Genomic DNA, 22,121 nt, shown 5'->3' with positions numbered 1-22,121 from the left:
CTGTAAAGATGGAGTTGTATTTGCAAGCGAAAGGAGAGCTAGTATGGGAAACTTAGTAGCTCACAAAGTCGCAGAAAAAATATTTAAAATTGACGATCATATTGTAACAACCATAGCTGGTTCTGTTGGAGATGCACAAAGTTTAATGAAAGTCATTGAAGCAGAAGTATCATTATACCAAATGAGAAACAATGACAGCATCAGCGTTAAAGCGGCTGCATCCCTAACAGCAAACATATTACGTTCCGGACCAATGTATGTTCAAACATTACTTGGCGGAATGGATGGAGACAAACCATCTCTTTACTCCTTAGACCCTGCAGGAGGTATGATTGAAGACACATACATTTCCACAGGTTCAGGCTCCATCGTTGCTTACGGAGTTCTTGAAGACAGATTTAGAGATGACTTGACAACTGACGAAGGAATTGAAATAGCCATAAGAGCTATCAGAGCTGCCGCTGAACGTGACACCTATTCCGGTAACGGATATTTAGTCGCTAAAGTGGACAAAGACGGCTTTGAAATGTTAGATAATGAAAAAATTAACAAGATTTTGGATAAGATATAAAAAAGCAAAAGACTAATTTTTCATAACTAACTATTTTTTTATATAAAAAATGTGTGGATAGTTTATGAAATTCAACTAATTATAGCTAAATGCTTTTCATAAACTATAATAATACACATAACTTTTTTTGAAGGGATTATATGACTTCAGATATTTTAGATGAGATTAAAAAAGAGATTTTGCAAAAACTACCAGATGAAATTCAAGTTTCAAAAGTGGAATTTGAAGGCCCTGAAGTAGTAGTTTATACCAAAAATCCAGAAATTATTACAGAAAACGGCGACCTGATAAGGTCACTTGCAAAAGATCTAAGAAAAAGGATCATAATTAGGTCTGACAAAAGTGCATTGCTTGAACCTGAAGCAACTATCAATAAAATTCATGAAATAGTTCCTGACGGTGCGGAAATTACAGACATTTACTTTGATACAGTTACCGGCGAAGTGGTAATTACAGCCAAAAAGCCAGGACTTGTTATTGGAAAATACGGTGTGACATCAAGAAACATCGTAAAGAATACCGGTTGGGCACCTAAAATATTAAGAACCCCACCAATCAGTTCAGACATTATTGGAAAAATAAGGACCATTCAAAAGAACAGCAGCAAAGACAGGAAAAAATTGCTGCAACGTCTCGGACGTCAAATTCACCAAGGAAGCAAATACCCTAATGACTGGGCAAGAGTCACTTCCATGGGAGGATTCAAGGAAGTCGGACGTTCATCAATGCTTTTGCAAACACCAAACAGTCGTGTTTTACTGGACTGTGGTGTTAATGTCGCCGCATCAGATAACAAGACAGCATTTCCAATGTTAAATGCTCCAGAATTTTCAATTGAAGAATTGGATGCAGTGATTATTTCTCACGCACACCTGGACCATTGCGGATTTGTGCCTTACCTTTTCCATTACGGATATGACGGACCTGTTTATTGTACAACTCCGACCAGAGACTTGACTACCCTTTTACAATTCGATCATTTGGATATCGCTCACAGGGAAGGTAATCCTTTACCATTTACATCAAAGAATGTAAAACATCAAATTAAAAATACCATTACTCTTGACTATGGGGAAGTAACAGACATTTCTCCAGACATCAGATTAACATTGCACAATGCAGGACACATCTTAGGTTCCGCAATATCCCACATGCACATTGGAGACGGAGCCCATAACCTCGTGTATACCGGGGACTTCAAATACGAGCCATCAAGATTATTGGAACCTGCAACAATCAGATTCCCTCGTGCAGAAACCGTAATCATGGAAAGTACCTACGGTGGAAGGGAAGATGTGCAGCCTTCCAGGAACAATGCTGAAAAGGAAATGATGAAAACCATTTACAGAACACTTAAACGTGGCGGAAAAGTATTGGTTCCAGTATTTGCAGTAGGAAGGGCACAGGAACTCATGGTCGTGCTTGAAGAGTACATGAGACACGGAATGATTGAAGAAGTGCCTATCTACATTGACGGAATGATTTGGGAAGCAACTGCAATCCACACAGCAAGGCCTGAATACCTAAGCAAAGACTTAAGGGATCAAATTTTCCATATGGGAAGAAACCCATTCGTTTCAGAAATGTTTGAAAAGGTTCAGAATTACGAACAAAGAAAAGAAATTGTTGAAAGCAAAGACCCTGCAATCATATTATCAACTTCAGGTATGCTGACTGGAGGAAACTCCGTAGAATACTTCAAATGGTTATGTGAAGATGAAAGAAACACATTAATCTTTGTAGGATACCAATCCGAAGGTTCAATGGGAAGAAGAGTCCAAAAAGGATGGAAGGAAATCCCACTTGAAGACGATGACGGCAGAATCAGACAATTCTGTGTGAAAATGGAAGTGAAAACAATCAACGGATTTAGTGGACACTCCAATAGAAGACAATTAATGGAATATGTCAAAAGACTCAACCCAAGACCTGAAAAGGTCATTACCTGTCACGGAGACCCATACAAGACAGTGGACTTGGCTTCATCAATTCACAGAAGTTACAAAATCGAAACTAAAACTCCAATCAATCTGGATTGTGTTAGAATACATTAATAATTATATAGTTATTAAAACATAATTAATACTATAATGTGAAATGTTGTATTTTTTACAACATTTATTTTATTTTTAGTTTAATGAAACAATTAGGTGTAAAAATGGTTACTTATTCAGAATCTGGTGTTGATATTGACCTTGAAGCAGTCACTGTTTCAAAATTGGCCGATAAACTCAAATCAACATTATCATGCAGAGATATTATTACAGACAGTGGTCATTATGCTGCTTTAGTAAAATTAGGAGACAAAGCCATAGCAATGAGTACTGACGGTGTTGGAAGTAAAATTTTAATTGCTGAAATGATGAACAAATACGATACAGTCGGTATCGATTGTATTGCAATGGTTGTAAACGACATATTATGTGTCGGAGCCGAACCTATTGCATTGGTCGATTATCTTGCTGTTGAAAAACCTGACCCTGAAAGGGCTGCAGAAATTGCAGATGGACTCGTTAAAGGCGCTGAAGAATCAAGAATTGCAATAATCGGAGGAGAAACAGCATCACTTCCAGGAATTATTAAAGATTTTGACCTTGCAGGAACAGGTATCGGATTTGTGGACATTGATAAAATTATTACTGGAGAAAATATCCAACCTGGAAACGTCTTAATCGGTATTGAAAGTAATGGAATACACTCCAACGGATACAGTTTAGCAAGAAAAGCTTTATTTGATGATGCCGGATTCAGCGTAGGCGACAAAATGCCTAATGGTGAAACCACCATCGGGGAAGAGTTGATAAGGCCAACCGAACTTTACGTTAAACCTATTGTAGCATTATTTGAAAAAGAATATGATATTAATGGACTTGCACACATTACCGGAGGAGGATTTACAAACCTTAGACGTTTGAAAAAAGGAGTGGGATATGACATCAACGACCTTCCGGAAGTTCCAGAAATATTTAAATTGATATATGAACAGAATGTCGACATCAAGGAAATGTACAGAGTTTTCAATATGGGTGTCGGTTTTGTTGTCATTTGCGAAGAAAGAGAAGCTGAAAAAATTATGAATACTTTAAAAGAATACTGTAATTGTCAAATTATCGGTAAAGTAACAGATGATGAAAAGATCACTGTTAAAGCTTTTGAAGGAACTGAAATTGAATACTGATTTGATAAAGATTAAGAGGTGAGTGAATGAAGATAATGAAAGATAAGGAGATAGCTCTCGTTAAAGAAATATTAAAGAGATTAGGGGCCAGTGAAGAAGACAGCGAATTCGTTGCTGAAGCCACAATAGATGCTGATTTAAAAGGATTTACATCACATGGGCTCGGAAGATTCCCACAATACTTAATTAGTATCGAAGCAGGCACAATTAACTTGAAAGATGACATTGTAATCGAAAAAGAAACTCCAGCAATTGCTTTAATCAATGGTAACAGCGGATTTGGGCAAGCAGTATCCTACAAAGCAATGCAATTAGCAATTAAAAAAGCTAAAGAAGTAGGAATCGGATGTGTAGGTGTACACAATTCCAATCACTTTGGAGTTACAGGATTCTATTCCGATTTGGCATTGAGAGAAAACTGCATCGGATTAGTCCTTGCAAATACCGATCCTGCAATCGCACCTCTTGGAGGAAGCACCCCATTGATTGGAACAAACCCACTTGCATTGGGAATTCCATCAGAAACATATATCACAGTTGACATGGCAACTTCAGTAACTGCACGTGGAAAAATCATCGAATCCAAAAGGAAAGGATTGGATTTGCCTGACGGTTGGGCATTGGACAAAGACGGAAACCCAACTAATGACCCTGAAGCTGCCCTTGAAGGTTCCATTTTACCATTCGGAGGATTTAAAGGATATGCAATTGCCGCATTAATTGAAATTTTAACCGGCCCACTTGTACAGGCAGGATATGGTCATGGCGTAAGCGGAACCGCTTCACCAGACAAGGACTGTACTAAAGGAGACTTGTACGTCGTCATTGATCCGTCCAAATTTGGAGACTTTGATGAATTTGTCAAAAATACAGAAGACTTTGTCTCACAAATTAGGGCAACTGGTGAAAACGTTGCAATACCTGGCGATTTGGAAGTTAAAAGAATTGCTGAAGCAGAAGCCAATGGAATTGCAATTGATGAAAAATTATACGAACAATTAAAAGGAATCTGTGATGATTTGGATATCGACATTGATTCCTACATCGAAGAATAACCATTATTCTTCAAATTTCTTTTTTTATCACCCGAATATAAAAATATTTCATATTGAATTGAATTAAATTCGAATTTAGAAAACCTAAAACAATAATGATTATATATAAAAAATGAACAAAAGTATATATGCGAAAAATAACTTAAAGTTATAATACTAGAAAATTTAACTGTTTTTTTAAAAAATTTTCTTTTTAAATTAGGAGGATTAAAGTTATGAAACTTAAAAACTCTCATATCTTATTGATAGTAATGTCAATATTCCTATTGATAAGTATTGGATCCGTGTGCGCAAGTGACGCTGCAATGGATGCAGACGCAAAATTGGCAGACGACGGATCAAGTGTTGTATTAGCGAACGACGCTGCAGCAGGAGATGCTGCACAAAAAATTAATACAACAGTAGTTTCCGAAAACGTAAAAGTCAATGAACAGGAAACCGCAAAGTTAAATGTGAATGTCAAAGACAACGAATCAAATAACGTTGAATTCACAAAAGATGAAATAAAAATAAATGAAGGAAATAAAACAATTAACTTCAATTACACTAATTCAAGCATTGTCCTGACTGACAAGTTAGCTGCTGGAAACCACAGCCTAATCATCAATTATTTAGGTAATGCGAACTACACTAATTCATCAACAAAAGTACTATTGTCCATTGTTGGAAACTTAACAATAAAAACTCCATCATCAGTTAACATTAACAGTACTAAAAAAACAATTGTACCTATTACTCTTACTGATAGCGTGGACGTTTATGATATAAATAAAGACGGTTTGACATTAATGGCAACATATACCCAAGGAAATGACACCATTAACAAAACCATAAGTGAATTTGAATTTAAAAACGGGACAATTTACTTTGACTATGATTTAAGTGTTGAAAAATGCACATTAATAATTAAGTACACTAATGAAAACAAAACCGTGATAGGAAATACTACTTTAAACAGAATTTACAACTTAAACATTAAAGTATTGAATCCTGTAAGTGAATATTCAACCGGTAATTTTACATTCCAACTTATTGATGTTGATACAAACAAAACCCTTGCAAATAAAACTATTACCGCTGCAGTTTCTAACAGCACCGGTTCTTCAATGCAATGGATTATCAAGAATGGAGGAAGTTACAGTATCGGTTCTACAACCACATTCACCAGTGATGAAAATGGAGTTCTCACTTTGCATGATCATTTCTATCCAAGTTTTGTAATTTCAGAATATGTATTTGCCCCAGTCGGCAACTATACCTTTAAATTTACTGATTCAGGAAATGTTAAAGGAAGTGCAAGCGCTCCAATAACCATTAATAAAGCCAACATTAAAATTGTCATCAATCCATACAAGGAATATTATGGAAGCGACAAAAAAGTTGTTATTAATGTTACCAACGCTAAAACCGGCGAAGGCATGAAAGGAATTATTCTCCACTTGAACATGCCGAATACCAGTGCAAAAGATTATTATTTCCAAACTGATGAAAACGGAACCAGTCAAATTAATGTTTCAGGTTTAATCGGTGGAACTTACAAATTAAGCGTAAGCAACAATGATACCGACAACATAAATTATGAAAATGCGAGTGGAAGCATAACCATCCTTAAGCTTCCTGCTAAGATTACCACTAAAGATTACACAATCTACTACAACAGTGGAACTACAGCAACAATTAAAATTACTGATAAAAAAACCGGTAAAGCTATTGCAGATGCCTATGTTTTAGTCCAATTGTATACTGGCAAAAAAAGTGAAAATTATCTTTTCCTAACAAATAAAAACGGTCAAATCTCATTTTCAGCACCTCTTGCAGTCGGCACACATAAAATGGTTGTAACTTTAGCAGACAACAGATACGACGCAGATTCAGTGACCAAAAAGATTACCGTTAAAAAAGCTAGTGGAAAGATCAGTGCTTCAAAAACTACTGCATATTACAAATCAGGCAAATACTTCATTGCAAAGCTTACAAACACCAAAAACAAAAAAGTAATCTATGGTGCTAAGCTCAACATCAAAGTATACGTTTCAAGCACCCAGTACTACAGTTACACTGGTACAACCGGAGCTGACGGTAAAGTAAGACTTCAAGTAGATTTCGCACCAGGAACATACAAAGTTGTAGTTTCAAAAGGCGAATCTAAAAACTATACTGCCAGTTCAGTTACAACAAAAATAATTGTTAAGAAAACTCCAGCTAAATTAACTCCAACTAAAGTGACAGCCAAAAAAGGTGCAAAAAAATACTTTAAAGTTACTGTGAAAAACACAAAAACCAAAACTGCAGTCCAAGGAGTTAAAGTGAAAATCAAAGTTTATACTGGCAAATCTTACAAAATATACACTGTAAAAACCAGTACAAAAGGAATCGCGCAGCTTAATGTGAAATCCTTAAAGGTTGGAACCCACAAAGTTGTTGTAACATCAGGAAATAAATATGTAACAGCGAAATCTGCTACATCAAGTATAAAAATAACTAAATAAAATTAAAGAGAATTAATTTTCTCTTATTCTTTTTCTTTTTTGTATTTCGCATAAAAACCATCAGTATCAGCATATATTGTGTAAAATCCGAATTCTTCAGCTTTTTTTATAGAGGATTTAATATACTGCCTTCCCCAGGAAGTGATGGCCTTTGCGCATTCGAATGAATACCATCTGAAGCGTGGAAATCCATAGATACCATACATAGTGTTTGCAAGTCTTTTAATTGCCTGCTGCTGTACGTCCAGTGCCTTTTTCTCCTGAGGATTGGTTGATGCCTTCATTTCCCGTTTGATTCTGAAACGTTCCTGCAGAATCTTATCAATAACGGATGGGATAAATCCTTGAGGGGATTTCATAAATTTGATTCCATGTTCAGGAGAAATGTTATACTCCTCCTCGTTATCGACATCGCCCAGATACATGACATCCGGAGATATGTTTTTTGAAATAATGATACTTGGATACAGGCTTCTGAAGTCGAACTGGACCAGATTTTCATGAAGGCCTGTTTCAGGCTCCTTGACGTATCCGCCTTCATTGTCTTCAGCGTTTGCACGGTCTGCGAAGTTTGAACCCTGTTTGTTTGGAACTACTTCACCGTCAAAATAAGCCTGCTTTACTAAAAACCATTCTGCCTGCTGACCTGTTGCCATACGTGAAACGTCAAATAATGGCTGGCCTATGATACGTGTAAGCTCTAAGTTAAGTGGTAATGTCTGTTCGGCAATCTTTAATGTGGAGATTACATCGTCAAGGGAGTAATCAAACAGGTTGTCCAGCTCTTCGCCGCCGTTATCCCAGTACTCCCAAATCTTTTCTCCGGGAACGTCGATTTTCTCTTCGCCGAACAGTTCATAATATACACGTTCCAATGTATATCTCTCAAGAGACATGTACCGTCTCATCACAAGATACAAATCTACATGGATCAGCCCTTTAAGAGAAGCGGCATTGGCATAGCCTCTTCTGATATACTTGACCTCAGATTCATCCATTCCAATGTCCAAATCAACAGCCAAAAGCTTGGCCCTATCCTTAAGATATGGGAAATCGAAATTGTCTGAGTTGTAACCGACGATAATGTCTACATTGTTGTCCTTGATTATCTTCACAAATTCCTGAATCATTTCTCTTTCCGATGAGACCTGATTTACAAAATCATCCTTATCTTCAGAATTGGTTTTTGTTGAAATGACCTGATTGACGCCGAAATTGCTGGCAACCCCAATCATGATTATTTCATCCTCTTCGGAATTGGGCATTCCATGAGGGTTTCTGACTTCCAAATCGAAACTTAAAATTCTGAACTTTTGAGGGTATTCTTCAACCCTCTTTAAATCTTCAGTCAACTTGATGATTGTGAGATCCTGCTTCTTGCTGTCAAGGGTTAAAAATGAGTCGACCTCTTCACCGATGGCCACCACTTCGGTCATCGGAATCACATCACGGTCCATTAGATACCTTCTGTAGAATGGAATGTCGAATTCCCTTATCTGAATCACGCTTTCCAAATCCCTTAGGGCATCCCTGTTTTTAGCCAAATCCTGAGGATGCTTGAATGTGACCTTGATGAAATCGGTTTCTATCTGGAAATCCTTTTTTGTTACCTTCTCAACATTGACGACATCAATGTTTTCATTAATTTCATCCATGCATTCGTCCAAATCATCAGACATTACGTAGAGGTACGGCTCAAATGTGTCATCGAGCAGAACTATGTTCTGGTCCCCATCCTTTGAAAACAGTCTGATGACCGGCCTTTCCTCATAAGTAACGTAATCAATGTCCAAAATAACAACATTTCTCTGCATTCATTCATCTCCAAGAAGATATTCTTTTCTATAGCAATCCAAAACAGTGTAGGTTATTCCTAAAATCAGAGGCCCTATTATAAATCCTACAACCCCGTAAACCAGAGGCCCTGATAAAAATCCGATAAGCAGGATAAACGGATGTATTTCGGCATAATGGCTTGACAGGGCAGGCCTTATGTACATGTCCACGGTACTCAGGAAAAATCCGAAAAGCAACACTACAACGGCTCTTGGATAGTTGCCCGCATACAGGTCGCTGAAAAACAATATCCAATATATCGGCCAAGGCCCGAATATCGGAATCAGCTGCAGAATACCTGTCAGCACACCTAAAAATATTCCGAATGGAAATCCTAAAAGGGAGTATCCTATAGCTCCAAAAATGCCGATGATAACTGAAGTTAAAAAGTGTCCATAAAATATGCTTTTAAGCACATCCTGAACGGATTCGACAGTGTTGTCAAAGAATTGCTTGGAATCATCCGGAATAAAGTCACGAACAAACATCAAGCACTTATCGCCATCACGAACAAAATAGAATACTGAACAAATCAGAATGAACAGGTCCAAAGTGATATTCACGAATTTGCTTAAAAATTTAACTGTATACTGCAATACGTATCTTCCGATTTCTGTAATGGAAGAGTTAATTGAATCATTAATGGAAGCTGTTTCTATCGGCAATTGTGAAATGACCTGATCTATATCAAAATAATAGTTGCTTGCAAGCAGGGAAGTTATCACAGAAGAAGTTTCATAGCAAACATACACCACAAGCAGTATCAGAGGTATCAGAACGACAATCATCGCCAATATGATGGAAACTGATGAAAATTTCAGTTTTGATTGTATCCTATTGGCAACCGGCCTGACAAGATATGCAAGAATGGCTCCCAAAAGAATCATGTTTAAAACAGGGAATACAAACATTGCTGAGATTACCAATAAGAATATTACCAGCAGTACCGGTGGATTCAAGTAATTTTTAATGTCTACTCCCATAATAATCCCACTTAGTTTAGTATTTCACACCAGAAGCGTCACGCCTATATTTTCCAAACTCGGTAATCTGTTTTATTTTGTCATTTTCAAAAACAGGCCCTTCTACACAAATTCTCCAACCCTCACTGTCAACACAGCACTGACCACACACTCCAAGAGCGCATTTCATATATCTTTCAAGGGAATATTGGGCAGGTATTGATGATGCTTCAAGAATATCAAAGATACCTTTCATCATTATCTCAGGACCGCAGACAAATCCATAATCGTAAGTCGAATCTTCAAGCAAATCACTAAGACAATTTGTTGCAAATCCTTCAAATCCGAAACTTCCATCATCGGTACAGTAGTGCACATTAACACCAAGCTTTTCCAAATGCCCACCATATAAAAGTTCATCTTTAGTCTGAGCGGCAGATATTACACTGACGTTATTGCCTTTGGCAGCCAAATCACTGGCAATTGCATTTATTGGAGCCATTCCGACTCCTCCACCAATGGCTATGATGTTTTTGCCTTCAAATGAATTGTCAAAGCCATTGCCGTAGCTTCCCCTGACACCAATTACATCACCGATTTTCAGGTTGTGCAATTGAGATGTGAACTCACCGATGTTTTTGACTGTAATTGCCAATTCGTTATCGTTAATCTGAGCTATGGACATCGGCTTTTCATTTCTGAAATTCCAAACCATCAGAAATTCACCGGGGTTTGGTTTTCCGAGTGTTTCAAAATCCCAATCAAATTTAAAAGTCTTAATTGTAGGAGTTTCATCGATAATTTCTTTGATTTCAACTATTTTTGGCTCATTAATCATGTTTACAACTCCCTGTGTGCAAGTCCTACCATCTCATCAATGGATGAATATCCCTTTTCAGCCATGAACTTCTCAAGGCCGCTGTTAATGTCATCGAATACATTGACACCCTCATCCATGATTGCAGTGCCTATCTGAACTGCCCTTGCACCTGCAAAAATAAATTCAACCACATCTTCAAAATTGTATATTCCGCCAACGCCAATCAATGGAATGTCAACCGCTTCATAAACGGAATAGACATTGCTTATTGCAATCGGCTTGATTGCACGACCGCTCATTCCCCCGGATTTATGGAACAATACAGGACGGGCAACATCAATGTTAATCTTCATGCCCGGACCCAGGGTGTTGATGAGAGATAATGCGTCAGCACCTGCATCCTCACAGGTTTTTGCGATTTCAGTGATGTCAGTAACATTCGGAGTCAGTTTCGCAATGATTGGAACATCACTTGCATCCTTGGAAGCTGATACTATAGTGTGGCTTAAATTGCAGTCCTGACCAATTGATGCTCCGAATCCTTCCATCGCATGAGGACATGAAATGTTAAGTTCAATCATGTCGACATAATCCTGAACTTCACCAACCAATGCGGAGAACTCATCTGGAGTTGCCCCGTATATTGAAGCTATGACCACATTGTTCTGTCTTTCAATTTTTTTAAGCTCTTCTTTAAAGTTATCGACACCGGGATTTGAAAGTCCGATTGCATTTAAAATGCCACCTTCAACCGCAACAGTTGTCGGATTTGGATAACCCGGATGAGGATTTAGTGAAAATGATTTTGAAACTACTCCTCCAGCGCCTGATTTTAAAATCCAATTCATGGATGATGCATTACTTCCCATAATGCCCGCAGCCAACATCAATGGATTTCTGAATTCTACCCCACAAACATTTGTTTTTAACATAATATCAACTTTGTAATTAATTGTTTAATTAGTTTTTGTTAATTTATCAATGATTTCCTGATACTTCTCATTTTGCAATTTCAAACTAATGACATTTGTCTTATTTGATTTTACAATTTCTTCTTTGGATTTGATTAGATTGGATATTTCTTCATCCTGCTTTTTGATAATTGCATCCTTCTGCTCAAGCAGATTTTCATAGGTTTTGGTGATTTTCTTAAGCTGAACTTCAAGGTTTTCGGTGTTTTGACTTAGCTGTTGTCTGTAATCGTCAATCAGGGATCTTAAATATTTAACCTGATCCTGCTTATCTTCAATGATTGCATCTTTTTCCCTTAATTTTTCAGTCAAGTCATCCAGTTCCTTCATTTGGGACTTGTCATAGTCTATCTTGGTATCCAATTTGTCTTCAAGATTTTTCTTTTCGTATTTCAATTTTGTTGCATACAGCTTCAGCTTGTTGATTTCCTCAATCTTGTTTTGAAGATCCATCATAAGCTCATCAATTTCAGCATTCTTAAGTTCCAGCTCATATCTTAAATCATCTAAACCTTCATTTGACATACAATTTATAATTTAAACTTCATCCTAAAAATACTTTGAAAACAAGATAATTGAAAATTTATTAAAAAAAAGATTTTAAAGAAATAGAGCTAGAATCAATGATTCTAACCCCATTAATTCAATACAATTCACGAGATTAAATCTCAAAGTAATATATCTCCCAAGAGATATATAAACGTTAACCAACTAATAATTTTCAATGAAAAATACATATAATAAGAATATAAAATGAAATTAAAACAAGTTTAAAGGAATAGAGCTAGAATACATGATTCTAACCCCATTAATTTAATTCAACACATGAGATTTTCTCACAAATTACTATTTATTACAGCACATATATAAATTTTATTTACATCTCCTCTGAGCATAATTGTGGTAAGAACCCCACTAGAGAGAAAATACCAAAACTCTTTCCTTTACATTCAACAACTAAATACCGCCCTAAAAATCAGTTATTTTAAAATCATAACAATGATTTTAACGATTTCTAAAGTTACTTCTAAAAACATTTTCCAATCCTTTTTCATTAAAATCACCTGTGTTGAATTAAGATATTTTAAACCTAAGTGGTCAAAAACCCACAATACCTTTATTAAACTACTTAACATATAAAATAACTAGAATTTTAATCTGTAAATTCAATTTTAACATGTTATATTGTATAGAATTAGAAAATTGCATCAAATCTGTAAAATTTACCTTAAATTAAAAATACTTATTAGAAATAAAATGAATAAATTATTGCATGGAATGCTATATAACTTACAGTATTAAAGGATTTTATGCTTTTAATAGTGAAAATGAACTTATTTCTAAAAAATTATTTCCAGAAATTGAAATAATAAACAGATTGGCTGAAATCGACGATAAGAAAATAGTCTTGGAAGAAGATGAACTAATCAAAGAGTTGTCAAATGATTATGACAATATTATAATCGAATCAAACAAAAGATTATCCGACTACAATAACGATAAAATAAAAATACAAACACCAAACCAGGGCGGAGAATACCTGAGAAGCAACTATGAAGAGTTCGAATTGGATGGCGAAGATATTGCAGACATATATCAAAGACTGGCAATTTATAAGATTAAAAAGGAATCTGCAAGCGAAGACAAGCACCTGATTCAGGCAATCAATTCAATTGACGAGATTGACGAGACCATATCCAAATTAATCGAAAGAATCAGGGAATGGTATGCACTTTATTTCCCTGAAATGGACGTCATCAAAAGCAATGAAACATACATTAGACTGATTTCGCAAAATGAAACCAAGGAAAAGATCATTGAAGCAAAACCTGAAGCATTCCCCGAAAACGTTTTAGACTTAGAAGATGACATTAACGCCAAGGATTTGGAGATAATGAACACATATGCAAAATCCATTTATGAACTTCAAAAAACAAGAAAGGAAATTGAAGCATACATTGACAGCAAAATGGAGGACATTGCACCGAATTTAAGGCTGTTGGTCGGATCATCTCTTGGTGCAAAATTAATTTCACATGCAGGAGGTCTTAAACGCCTTGCAATTTATCCTTCAAGCACAGTTCAGATTATGGGTGCCGAAAAGGCATTGTTCAGGCATTTGAAAAGCGGAGACAGACCTCCAAAATACGGTTTGATATACCAGCACCCACAGGTAAGGGGAGCAAAATGGTGGAATCGTGGAAAGATTGCAAGAATGCTTGCAGGAAAAATATCACTGGCCGTGAGAAGGGACGTTTTTACCAAGACTTTTGATGAAAACGCTTATGATGATTTTATCCAGAAAGCTGAAGAGATAGAAAAGAACAATCCGTTTCCAACAAAGACAACCAAAAAACGAAATGAAGAAAAGGGAAAATCCAAAAACAAGAAGCGAAAAGGCAAAAAAAGAAAGAAAAGGAGATAGGACATGAATGTTTATTTTAAAGACGGTAATGTGGCCACCAAGAATTTGACTCCTGGAATTTCAGTTTATGGAGAAGAGCTAATCAAAGAGGATGACGAGTACAGGATATGGAATCCCAGAAGGTCCAAATTGGCAGCAGCTCTTTTAAATGGATTGGAAAATCTGAAACTTGAGGACACTTCAAAAGTGCTGTACCTTGGCGCTTCAACCGGAACAACAGTTTCACACATTTCAGATATCGTAATCAATGGAAGAATTTATGCAGTTGAATTTTCACCTACAACAGCTAAAAAACTGGTCCAACTCTCAAGACAAAGACTTAATATTGCTCCGATTTTAGGTGATGCAACAAAACCTAAAGGATATCTCAACATTGTGGAAAAAACTGACCTGGTATACTGTGATGTCGCCCAGCCAACACAAAGCGAACTGTTTATGAAAAACATGAACCTGTTTGCAAAGGATAACGGCATGGGTCTTTTAATGATAAAGGCCAGAAGTATAGATGTAGTGCAAAAGCCTAAAAAGGTATTCAAGGAACAGGAGAAGAAACTGAAAGAGAAAGGCTTTAAGATTATTGAAAAAGTGAAACTGGAACCATACGAAAAAGACCATATTGCCTTTCTAGTAGAAAAAAATTTTTAAAAAAAGGGCATAGTTTGCAAAGGATAATCTTAAATGCTTTTTAAATAAACACAACATTATATTTACTTTTTATTGAATAGGAGGGATTATTATTAAACATAAAGTCATAATAGCTGCGATGATTTTATTTGCTTTAATCAGTTTATCTTGCATAAGTGCAGCAGATAATGCATCTGATGAAATAGTAGCGCAAACCGACATAAATACTGAAGAAATATCCAATGGCGAAAATGAGATTAGCGATTTTTCAACTTTAAATGCAGAAATTACCAACTCAACAACAAGCACAATACAATTAACAAAAGATTACACTTATAATCCTGAAAAGGATTCCAATTATACAACTGGAATCGTGATTGACAAGGCCAATTTTAATGTTGACGGACAAGGACACACAATCAATGGAGCAGGACTTGCAAGAATATTCAATATTACGGCAAACACCGTTACATTAAAAAATATTAACTTCATAAATGGTAATGCTACTGATAATGGCGGTGCAATCTGCTGGTATGGAGCTAATGGAACAATAAACAACTGTAACTTCACCAACAACTATGCAAAACTAAGGGGAGGTGCAGTCTTCTGGTGCGGAGTTAATGGAACAATAAACGACTCCAATTTCATAAACAACACCGCAACAAAATTTAGTGGCGGTGCAGTCCAATGGGATTCAAATTCTGCTAATGGAACAATAAACAACTGTAACTTCATCAACAACCAAGGATCACAAAGAGGGGGCGCAGTTTACTGGAATGCATATAATGGAACAATTAACAACTCCAATTTTGCAAATAACACCTCAATTAATGGTGGTGCACTTTTCTGGGACCTCAATGCTCTTGAGGGTTCTGTAAATAATAGCAGTTTCATTAAAAATAATGGAAACGACGGTGGTGCAGTCTATTGGGAAGGAGAAAATGGAATCGTGAACAGCTCCGAGTTCATAAACAACACAGGGTCCAATGGTGGTGCAATCAGCTGGCAAAAAAGACATGGATTAGCAAACAACTGTAATTTCATGAACAATCAGGCAGATAATGGTGGTGCAGTCTATTGGGAAGGAAGTAATAGTACACTAACCAATTGTAATTTCACTAACAACCAAGCAGACAATGGTGGTGCAATATACTGGTATGCATATAATGGAATAACAAACAACTCTAGCTTCGCCAATAACCAAGCAGACAATGGTGGTGCAGTCTACTGGAATGCATTTAATGGAACAGTTAACGACTCTCACTTTACCAACAATACAGCAGAATCCGATGGCGGTGCAGTCTACTGGCAAGGAACTGCTGGGAAAGTAACTATCTGTAAATTCTCCAGCAATACAGCAGAATCCGATGGAGGTGCGATTTACTGGCAAGGAACTGATGGCAATATTTCAAATTGTGAAATCAACTCCATTTTTATTAATAACTGTGCTGTCCGAGGTGGTGCAATATTCTTTAACAATGAAACTGATAGTGTAATAATTGCCGGCTATTTTGAAGGTAATGCGACTGAAAGAACTGGTGGAGCATTATGCTTCCAAGCTAAATCTTCCAATAACATAATTTCTGCCGACTTTTATAATAATAGTGCAAGAAAAGCCAGTGGAGGAGCAATATTTTTCAACAGTTTGGCTGAAAACAATAGTTTTGAAAGCATTTTCACAAACAATTACGCACTCTACGGCGGTGCAATCTTTTTTTACAAAAAGGCAAATGACAATAAATTCGACTCAAACTTCACATTCAATGTTGCCAAATCATGTGGAGGGGCAATATTTTTCTACAATACCACCAATAACAATAACTTTACCTGTTATTTCACAAACAACAGCGCTTTAGGAAAAGTTGATGCCTCTGTTGGAAACGGTGGGGCAATAACATTCAAGGATGTGTCAACAAATAGCACATTCACATGTGATTTTATAAACAATACTGCAGCGTTAAATGGTGGGGGCATAAACTACAGACAAACTCCTCACAACATAACCTTCAACGGCAATTTCATCAACAATAATGCTCCTACAGGCGGAGGAGTTAATTTCTTTGAAGGCTTTGAAAACATAATATTCAATGTGGAATTTATTGACAATTCTGCAATTAACGGCGGTGCAATAGCTGCCGGCGGCGATGGCATTATTGAAGAAGTTTCATTCAAGAACAATCACGCTGAAAATGGTGGAGCAATTTATACAAACAATAATCTGGCTGTTATCAACTGTAATTTCACAAACAATACAGCAAGTGAAAAAGGCGGTGCACTATATGTTAAAACTAGTATTGCAAGTGTTGTGAATACTTCATTTACACAAAACAATGCTCCGACCGGAGGGGCCATCTATGCTGATGTGTCCCAATTAGATATAGACAACTCCAGCTTTGCACAAAACAGGGCATTCGAAGGAGGAGCAATCTATAATGGGGAAGTTGTTAGCATCTATATAGCAAACACCCATTTTGCACAAAACACTGCAAAATATGGAGGAGTAATCCGTAATGAAGGAGGCAGCCTAACCCTAACAGATGACGAGTTCACATGCAATGCTGCGGACTACAACGGTGGAGTAATCTACAACACAGGAAATATGGAAATTTTTAACTCTTTATTTGCAAACAACAGCGCAAAATATGGTGGAGTCATCAGTCATTATGACAATGAAATAAATATAAAAGACTCCCAATTTGCAAACAACACTGCAAAGGAATATGGTGGAGCAATCAACAATGACAACGGTGAAATGGAGATAACAAACACCAACTTCACCCTAAACAGCGCAAGATACGGCGGGGCAATCGAAAACAGATATTACCTTGATATGGATAATTGCAGACTGGAAAACAACAATGCCGCATATGGTGGAGCAATCGATAATGACAGAGGTGAAGCAAATATTGAAAATAGCCAATTTGCAAACAACACTGCATCAAGACTGGGCGGAGCAATCTATAACGATTATGGAAAAACAACCGTAACAGACACAGGCTTCACACAAAACACCGCAAGATACGGTGGAGCAATCAATACTGATAATGGTGAAATTGAAATAACAAACGCCAACTTCACACAGAACACCGCAAGATTCGGTGGAGCAATCAATACTGATAATGGTGAAATTGAAATAACAAACGCCAACTTCACACAAAACACCGCCGAGTACAATGGTGGAGCAGTCTACAACTTTGAAAGTGACATGACAATAACACTCTCCAAATTTGCAAGCAACACTGCAAAAGAAAATGGTGGAGCAGTGGACAATGACGGTGAAACAACTATAACAGACTCCCAATTTACAGACAACAATGCAAAATATGGTGGAGCAATCTATAATTATGAAGCATTAACAATAAAAAATACTTTACTGGAAAACAACACCGCAATAGAATCCGGCGGAGCAATTGAAACCGAGAGCGATATGATCATCAGCGATTCCGAATTCATCGGCAACGGTGAAAACTGCATATTCGTTGATGAAGATGCCAGATTAACCTTAAACAACGTTTCAAGTGATAAACCATTGGTAAACGATACAATAAGCCTGGAGATTCTTGAAGCTGAAGATGTTACCTACGGCGATGACATCAACATTAAAGTTCAGGTAAACAGCAGCGCCATAGCTCCATTGAACAGTGGTAAAGTGGCTGTTAAAGTCAATAATGTCGAATATATCGCTGAGGTAAAAGAAGGAATCGCAGAACTTGTTATTCCAAACCTGGATGCTGGATCCAACACTGCCAATGTTACATACATTGACGATAACATCACAAGAGCTGAAATTCCTGTTAATTTCACCGTAAATCTAAAAAATGTTACAATAAATGCGAAAAATGCTGCGTATGTCATCAACTATGGTGGAACATACAATGTTGATTTCGTGAATGTGACTGATGGAGTTAATGTAACATTTACATTAAACGGCAAAGACATCGCAACATCCACCATCAAAAATGGAGTCGCTTCAATAAAGTTAACTACAAGCATCTTAAAAACTGCTAAAGCAGGTACCAAAAACCTTATTATTAAAATCAACAGTGAAAATTACTCACCTGTTAGTAAAACTGTTAAGATTACCATAAATAAGGAAAAAACAAAAATGACTGCTAAAGCAAAAACATTCAAAAGAACAACAAAAACCAAAAAATACACAATAACCTTGAAAAACAGCAAAAACAAAGCAATGAAAAAAGCAAAAGTTACCTTAAAAGTTAAAGGTAAAACATACACTACCAAAACCAACAGCAAAGGCAAGGCAACATTTAAAATTACCAAATTAACTAAAAAAGGAACTTTCAAAGCAGTTATTAAATATAACGGCGGCTCTTACTACAACAAAGTAACCAAAACTGTTAAAATTAAAATCAGATAGGTGCAACGCGCATCTACTGCCATTCTTTTTTTATTTTCACAATATCCCCAATTAGGATCATTATAAAATGGATATGATTGTTTACAAAAAAGGCAATAATACATTGTAAATGCAAGAAAAATTTTTAAAAAAAATCACCTATTTTGCAAGTGATAATCACTGAAAAAAATACTTCTAAGAAAAGTAAAAAATTACTACAAAAATCGCAAAAAAAATATTATTTAGATAGATATCAAAGTAGATTAATCTTTTGCTACCTCACTATCTAAGACTCGATATACTTATTATAGTCCATTAATTATACTCCCACACCTTCATCAATTATTCCATGATTGCGAACTAATTTGAAGAAAGAAATACACCCTGTGATTTGAACTGTTGCAATTATTGGAATCAAACCAACAAGCCCTAAGTTATTTACCGCAAAACCTATAACAGTAGACAATACAACGAAAAATATCGCCCATCTGATGGAAAACCTATCTTTATAAACCATACATAGCCTTATTGTAACCATTGCCATGACTACCATGCCGACGTATGAATTAAAGAAAAATGATGCGATAATCAGTATAAAAGCATTTAGTATTTGGTATTTATATGCTTTTTTATCATCATTTACCCATAAGCTAAATATTACAAAAATTCCGGCAAACAATGAAATAAGGTTTCCAGCAATAATGTTCCATGGCAGATACATATATACCTATTTATTTTTATCATTTTTAATTTCTTGCAGTTCCTTTTCTAAACGAAGAGTTTTATTTTTATATTCCTCTAATTCCTGCGACAACTCAATTATTCTATCTGTATGCACATCAATAATATCCATATTTGTTGAAATGTTTTGTGTGTTTTCCCAAATTTCCTTTTCAAGTTCTGTTGAAACTTCCTCTTTTTTCTCAATTAAAAACATGGAAAACAATATAATTCCCAGCACAGCTGTGAAAGTCATTGGAGCATAAAGCGCATTGGCAATGATTAATCCCTGTCCTCCGGAACTTGAAACTGATATTATAAACATGTCAAATCCACTATAGAGAAGCATCAGCAGTGCACCGTTGAATGGATTTAAAAATCTTCCATCGCTCCATTTATAGATTAATCCCCCTATAATACCACATAGTATTGTTGTAACGGCACATGGAAGTGCAGTAGGTCCTCCCATGAAGTATCTCCAAACGCCAGATATGAGTCCGACCGGAACTCCAACATAAGGCCCACCGAATAATGCTGCAATCATCACAACCAAGGTTCTTGCATTGCCAGGGATTCCGTTAATGTTTAAAGTGAAATATGATGACAAAATTCCAAGGACTGCAAATATAATAATCTGCCATATTATTGCTTTTCTTGAAATATCTCCCCTAACTATAGCCATGAAACTTTTGGATTTGGTAGCTATGTATGTTAAAATCAATATAACGGACAGCATCCTAAACATCTCTAAAAATGGAGCCCATAACGACTCCCCATTTGTAGATTTGTTAAAATAAGAAACTGTAATGCTCAACAAACCGATAATTACCAGATAAGCGATTTCATAAATGGATCCGTCAGTAATCTTTTTAAATTTTGGAAGCCTGGTTGAAATAAATCCTAAAATGATAATTGCTGAGATAATGGTGCCAATCTCATGCACTACTGAAATATCTACATGTTTTACAATAGTCATATATCCAAATAGGTTAATGAAAAGTAGAATATTGAATATGAACAAAACTGTCAATATTATTGCTATTTTTTTATCATTGCATAGGTTATTTTTTAATCTGTCAATCATAGAACTTCCAAGTAATATATTTATTGTTTAATCATAGTTCATTGTTCAATGAAATTCCATTGATTATAAATGGAATTTATTCACCCATAATTCATTTACGGATTAATCCTTCAGGAATGTTGTAAGCATTATACTTTTCAGCGATTTTATCAACGGTTCCCTCTTTAAACATTTCATCTAAAGTTTTTTGAAACTGATTTTTTAAATCAGCCCTAATAATTTAGTAACTATTAATATTATACTATAACAATTTAGACTGTTAAATTATAATATTGCATGTTGAAATCTATAATTCAAAAAATTTAGACCATTTTAAATTCTGTTTGGTGTCCCGTATTGCTCTGTCAGAGGTTTTGTCTTTCTGATAATTTTTCTTCAGCAATTGCTGTTTTATTTCCACGTCATAATTTGTATCAGATATTTTTTCTAATAAATTCTTTTCATTTTCTTGTTCTTCAACTTGAGAGATAATCTCACCTTGAATTCCAAAAAGAAGGTCAATAGCCTGACCAACATCAACCCCTTTTGACTTTAAAATTTCAAACCTTTCAAATTGCTCATCTGTTAATTCAATTTCCATTTTCACCATAATATTACCTCTTACTTATTAAATTTAGATATGCTCATTTAAATTATTATCTAATAATTACATATTTGTCATGTTTATCATATATTATTCAAATCAGGACTCTCAGACTTTACAAACTATCCTCATCCAAGGATTTTACTAAGACCCCATATGACAATTTAGGACCGAACTTTATTAAATTAGTAATAAAGAATTGAAGTATAGTTCATCATGATAACTTTGTACAGAGCCATTTTATACAATTAAATAAAAATCAAAAGATTAAATGGCATTTAATTTTTCATGCCATTGCCAAAAAGAAATAATATCAACCAATAGCCCAAAATGTATCACCACAATACTTCAATAAATATCAGAACATCAAAAATTACAAAGAGCATATCATTTGAAAATCCCATCAGATAAAAAAGACAATCATGAATTTTACAAGTAAAACTATT

16 protein-coding genes are annotated in these 22,121 nt (G+C 35.8%); 8 read left to right on the top strand and 8 right to left on the bottom strand.

Annotated elements, in window-relative coordinates:
- The 5 genes from psmB to Q0W26_RS01005 all read left to right on the top strand — a co-directional run.
- Positions 1-571 (top strand): archaeal proteasome endopeptidase complex subunit beta (psmB, locus tag Q0W26_RS01025; RefSeq protein ID WP_298521540.1); only part of this gene is annotated, 571 nt, incomplete at its 5' end.
- Positions 572-711: 140 nt separating this feature from the next.
- Positions 712-2,625 carry a beta-CASP ribonuclease aCPSF1 gene (locus tag Q0W26_RS01020; protein WP_298521538.1) on the top strand — a complete coding sequence of 638 codons (1,914 nt, stop codon included), beginning with the start codon at positions 712-714 and terminating at the stop codon, positions 2,623-2,625.
- Positions 2,626-2,729: 104 nt separating this feature from the next.
- On the top strand, positions 2,730-3,749 hold the full coding sequence (gene purM, locus Q0W26_RS01015; protein ID WP_298521536.1) for a phosphoribosylformylglycinamidine cyclo-ligase: 1,020 nt from the start codon (positions 2,730-2,732) through the stop codon (positions 3,747-3,749).
- Positions 3,750-3,775: 26 nt separating this feature from the next.
- On the top strand, positions 3,776-4,804 hold the full coding sequence (gene comC, locus Q0W26_RS01010; RefSeq protein ID WP_298521535.1) for an L-sulfolactate dehydrogenase: 1,029 nt from the start codon (positions 3,776-3,778) through the stop codon (positions 4,802-4,804).
- Between the two features lie 215 nt (positions 4,805-5,019).
- The gene (locus tag Q0W26_RS01005) at positions 5,020-7,293 is read left to right on the top strand and encodes a hypothetical protein (protein WP_298521533.1); all 2,274 of its coding nucleotides are present in this window, start codon (positions 5,020-5,022) and stop codon (positions 7,291-7,293) included.
- Positions 7,294-7,316: 23 nt separating this feature from the next.
- Here Q0W26_RS01005 and Q0W26_RS01000 read toward each other — a convergent pair whose 3' ends face one another.
- From Q0W26_RS01000 to Q0W26_RS00980, 5 genes are read right to left on the bottom strand one after another with little or no spacing between them, the layout of a single operon-like run.
- Positions 7,317-9,107 carry a DNA-directed DNA polymerase gene (locus tag Q0W26_RS01000; RefSeq protein ID WP_298521532.1) on the bottom strand — a complete coding sequence of 597 codons (1,791 nt, stop codon included), beginning with the start codon at positions 9,105-9,107 and terminating at the stop codon, positions 7,317-7,319.
- Positions 9,108-10,112 carry an AI-2E family transporter gene (locus Q0W26_RS00995; protein WP_298521531.1) on the bottom strand — a complete coding sequence of 335 codons (1,005 nt, stop codon included), beginning with the start codon at positions 10,110-10,112 and terminating at the stop codon, positions 9,108-9,110.
- Positions 10,113-10,128: 16 nt separating this feature from the next.
- Positions 10,129-10,929 (bottom strand): dihydroorotate dehydrogenase electron transfer subunit, encoded by an 801-nt coding sequence (locus Q0W26_RS00990; RefSeq protein ID WP_298521530.1) that lies wholly within the window; start codon positions 10,927-10,929, stop codon positions 10,129-10,131.
- A gap of 2 nt (positions 10,930-10,931) precedes the next feature.
- A complete protein-coding gene (locus tag Q0W26_RS00985) occupies positions 10,932-11,843 on the bottom strand; it encodes a dihydroorotate dehydrogenase (protein WP_298521529.1) in 912 nt (303 codons plus the stop codon).
- 24 nt (positions 11,844-11,867) lie between these two features.
- Positions 11,868-12,407 carry a glycosyl transferase gene (locus tag Q0W26_RS00980; protein ID WP_298521528.1) on the bottom strand — a complete coding sequence of 180 codons (540 nt, stop codon included), beginning with the start codon at positions 12,405-12,407 and terminating at the stop codon, positions 11,868-11,870.
- A gap of 748 nt (positions 12,408-13,155) precedes the next feature.
- On the opposite strand from Q0W26_RS00980, the gene Q0W26_RS00975 reads away from it, so the two are divergent.
- The 3 genes from Q0W26_RS00975 (at position 13,156) to Q0W26_RS00965 (ending at position 19,309) form a co-directional block, all read left to right on the top strand.
- Positions 13,156-14,307, top strand: a complete 1,152-nt coding sequence (locus tag Q0W26_RS00975; RefSeq protein WP_298521526.1) for an NOP5/NOP56 family protein — start codon at positions 13,156-13,158, stop codon at positions 14,305-14,307.
- A 3-nt stretch (positions 14,308-14,310) separates the two neighbouring features.
- Positions 14,311-14,952, top strand: coding sequence for a fibrillarin-like rRNA/tRNA 2'-O-methyltransferase (locus Q0W26_RS00970; RefSeq protein ID WP_298521525.1), 642 nt, complete (start codon positions 14,311-14,313; stop codon positions 14,950-14,952).
- Positions 14,953-15,070: 118 nt separating this feature from the next.
- Positions 15,071-19,309 carry a hypothetical protein gene (locus Q0W26_RS00965; RefSeq protein WP_298521524.1) on the top strand — a complete coding sequence of 1,413 codons (4,239 nt, stop codon included), beginning with the start codon at positions 15,071-15,073 and terminating at the stop codon, positions 19,307-19,309.
- A gap of 298 nt (positions 19,310-19,607) precedes the next feature.
- Here the strand turns inward: Q0W26_RS00965 and Q0W26_RS00960 are convergent, their stop codons facing one another.
- The 3 genes from Q0W26_RS00960 to Q0W26_RS00950 all read right to left on the bottom strand — a co-directional run bounded on the left by Q0W26_RS00960 (position 19,608) and on the right by Q0W26_RS00950 (position 21,681).
- Positions 19,608-20,009, bottom strand: a complete 402-nt coding sequence (locus Q0W26_RS00960; protein ID WP_298521523.1) for a YgjV family protein — start codon at positions 20,007-20,009, stop codon at positions 19,608-19,610.
- Between the two features lie 6 nt (positions 20,010-20,015).
- Positions 20,016-21,092, bottom strand: a complete 1,077-nt coding sequence (locus tag Q0W26_RS00955) for a LytS/YhcK type 5TM receptor domain-containing protein (protein ID WP_298521521.1) — start codon at positions 21,090-21,092, stop codon at positions 20,016-20,018.
- 286 nt (positions 21,093-21,378) lie between these two features.
- Entirely contained in the window at positions 21,379-21,681 is a 303-nt protein-coding gene (locus Q0W26_RS00950; protein ID WP_298521519.1) for a hypothetical protein, read from the bottom strand.
- Positions 21,682-22,121 lie beyond the last annotated feature (440 nt).

Source organism: uncultured Methanobrevibacter sp. (assembly GCF_947169325.1).
Classification (GTDB): domain Archaea; phylum Methanobacteriota; class Methanobacteria; order Methanobacteriales; family Methanobacteriaceae; genus Methanocatella.
This window is presented reverse-complemented; position numbering and strand designations above follow the sequence as displayed.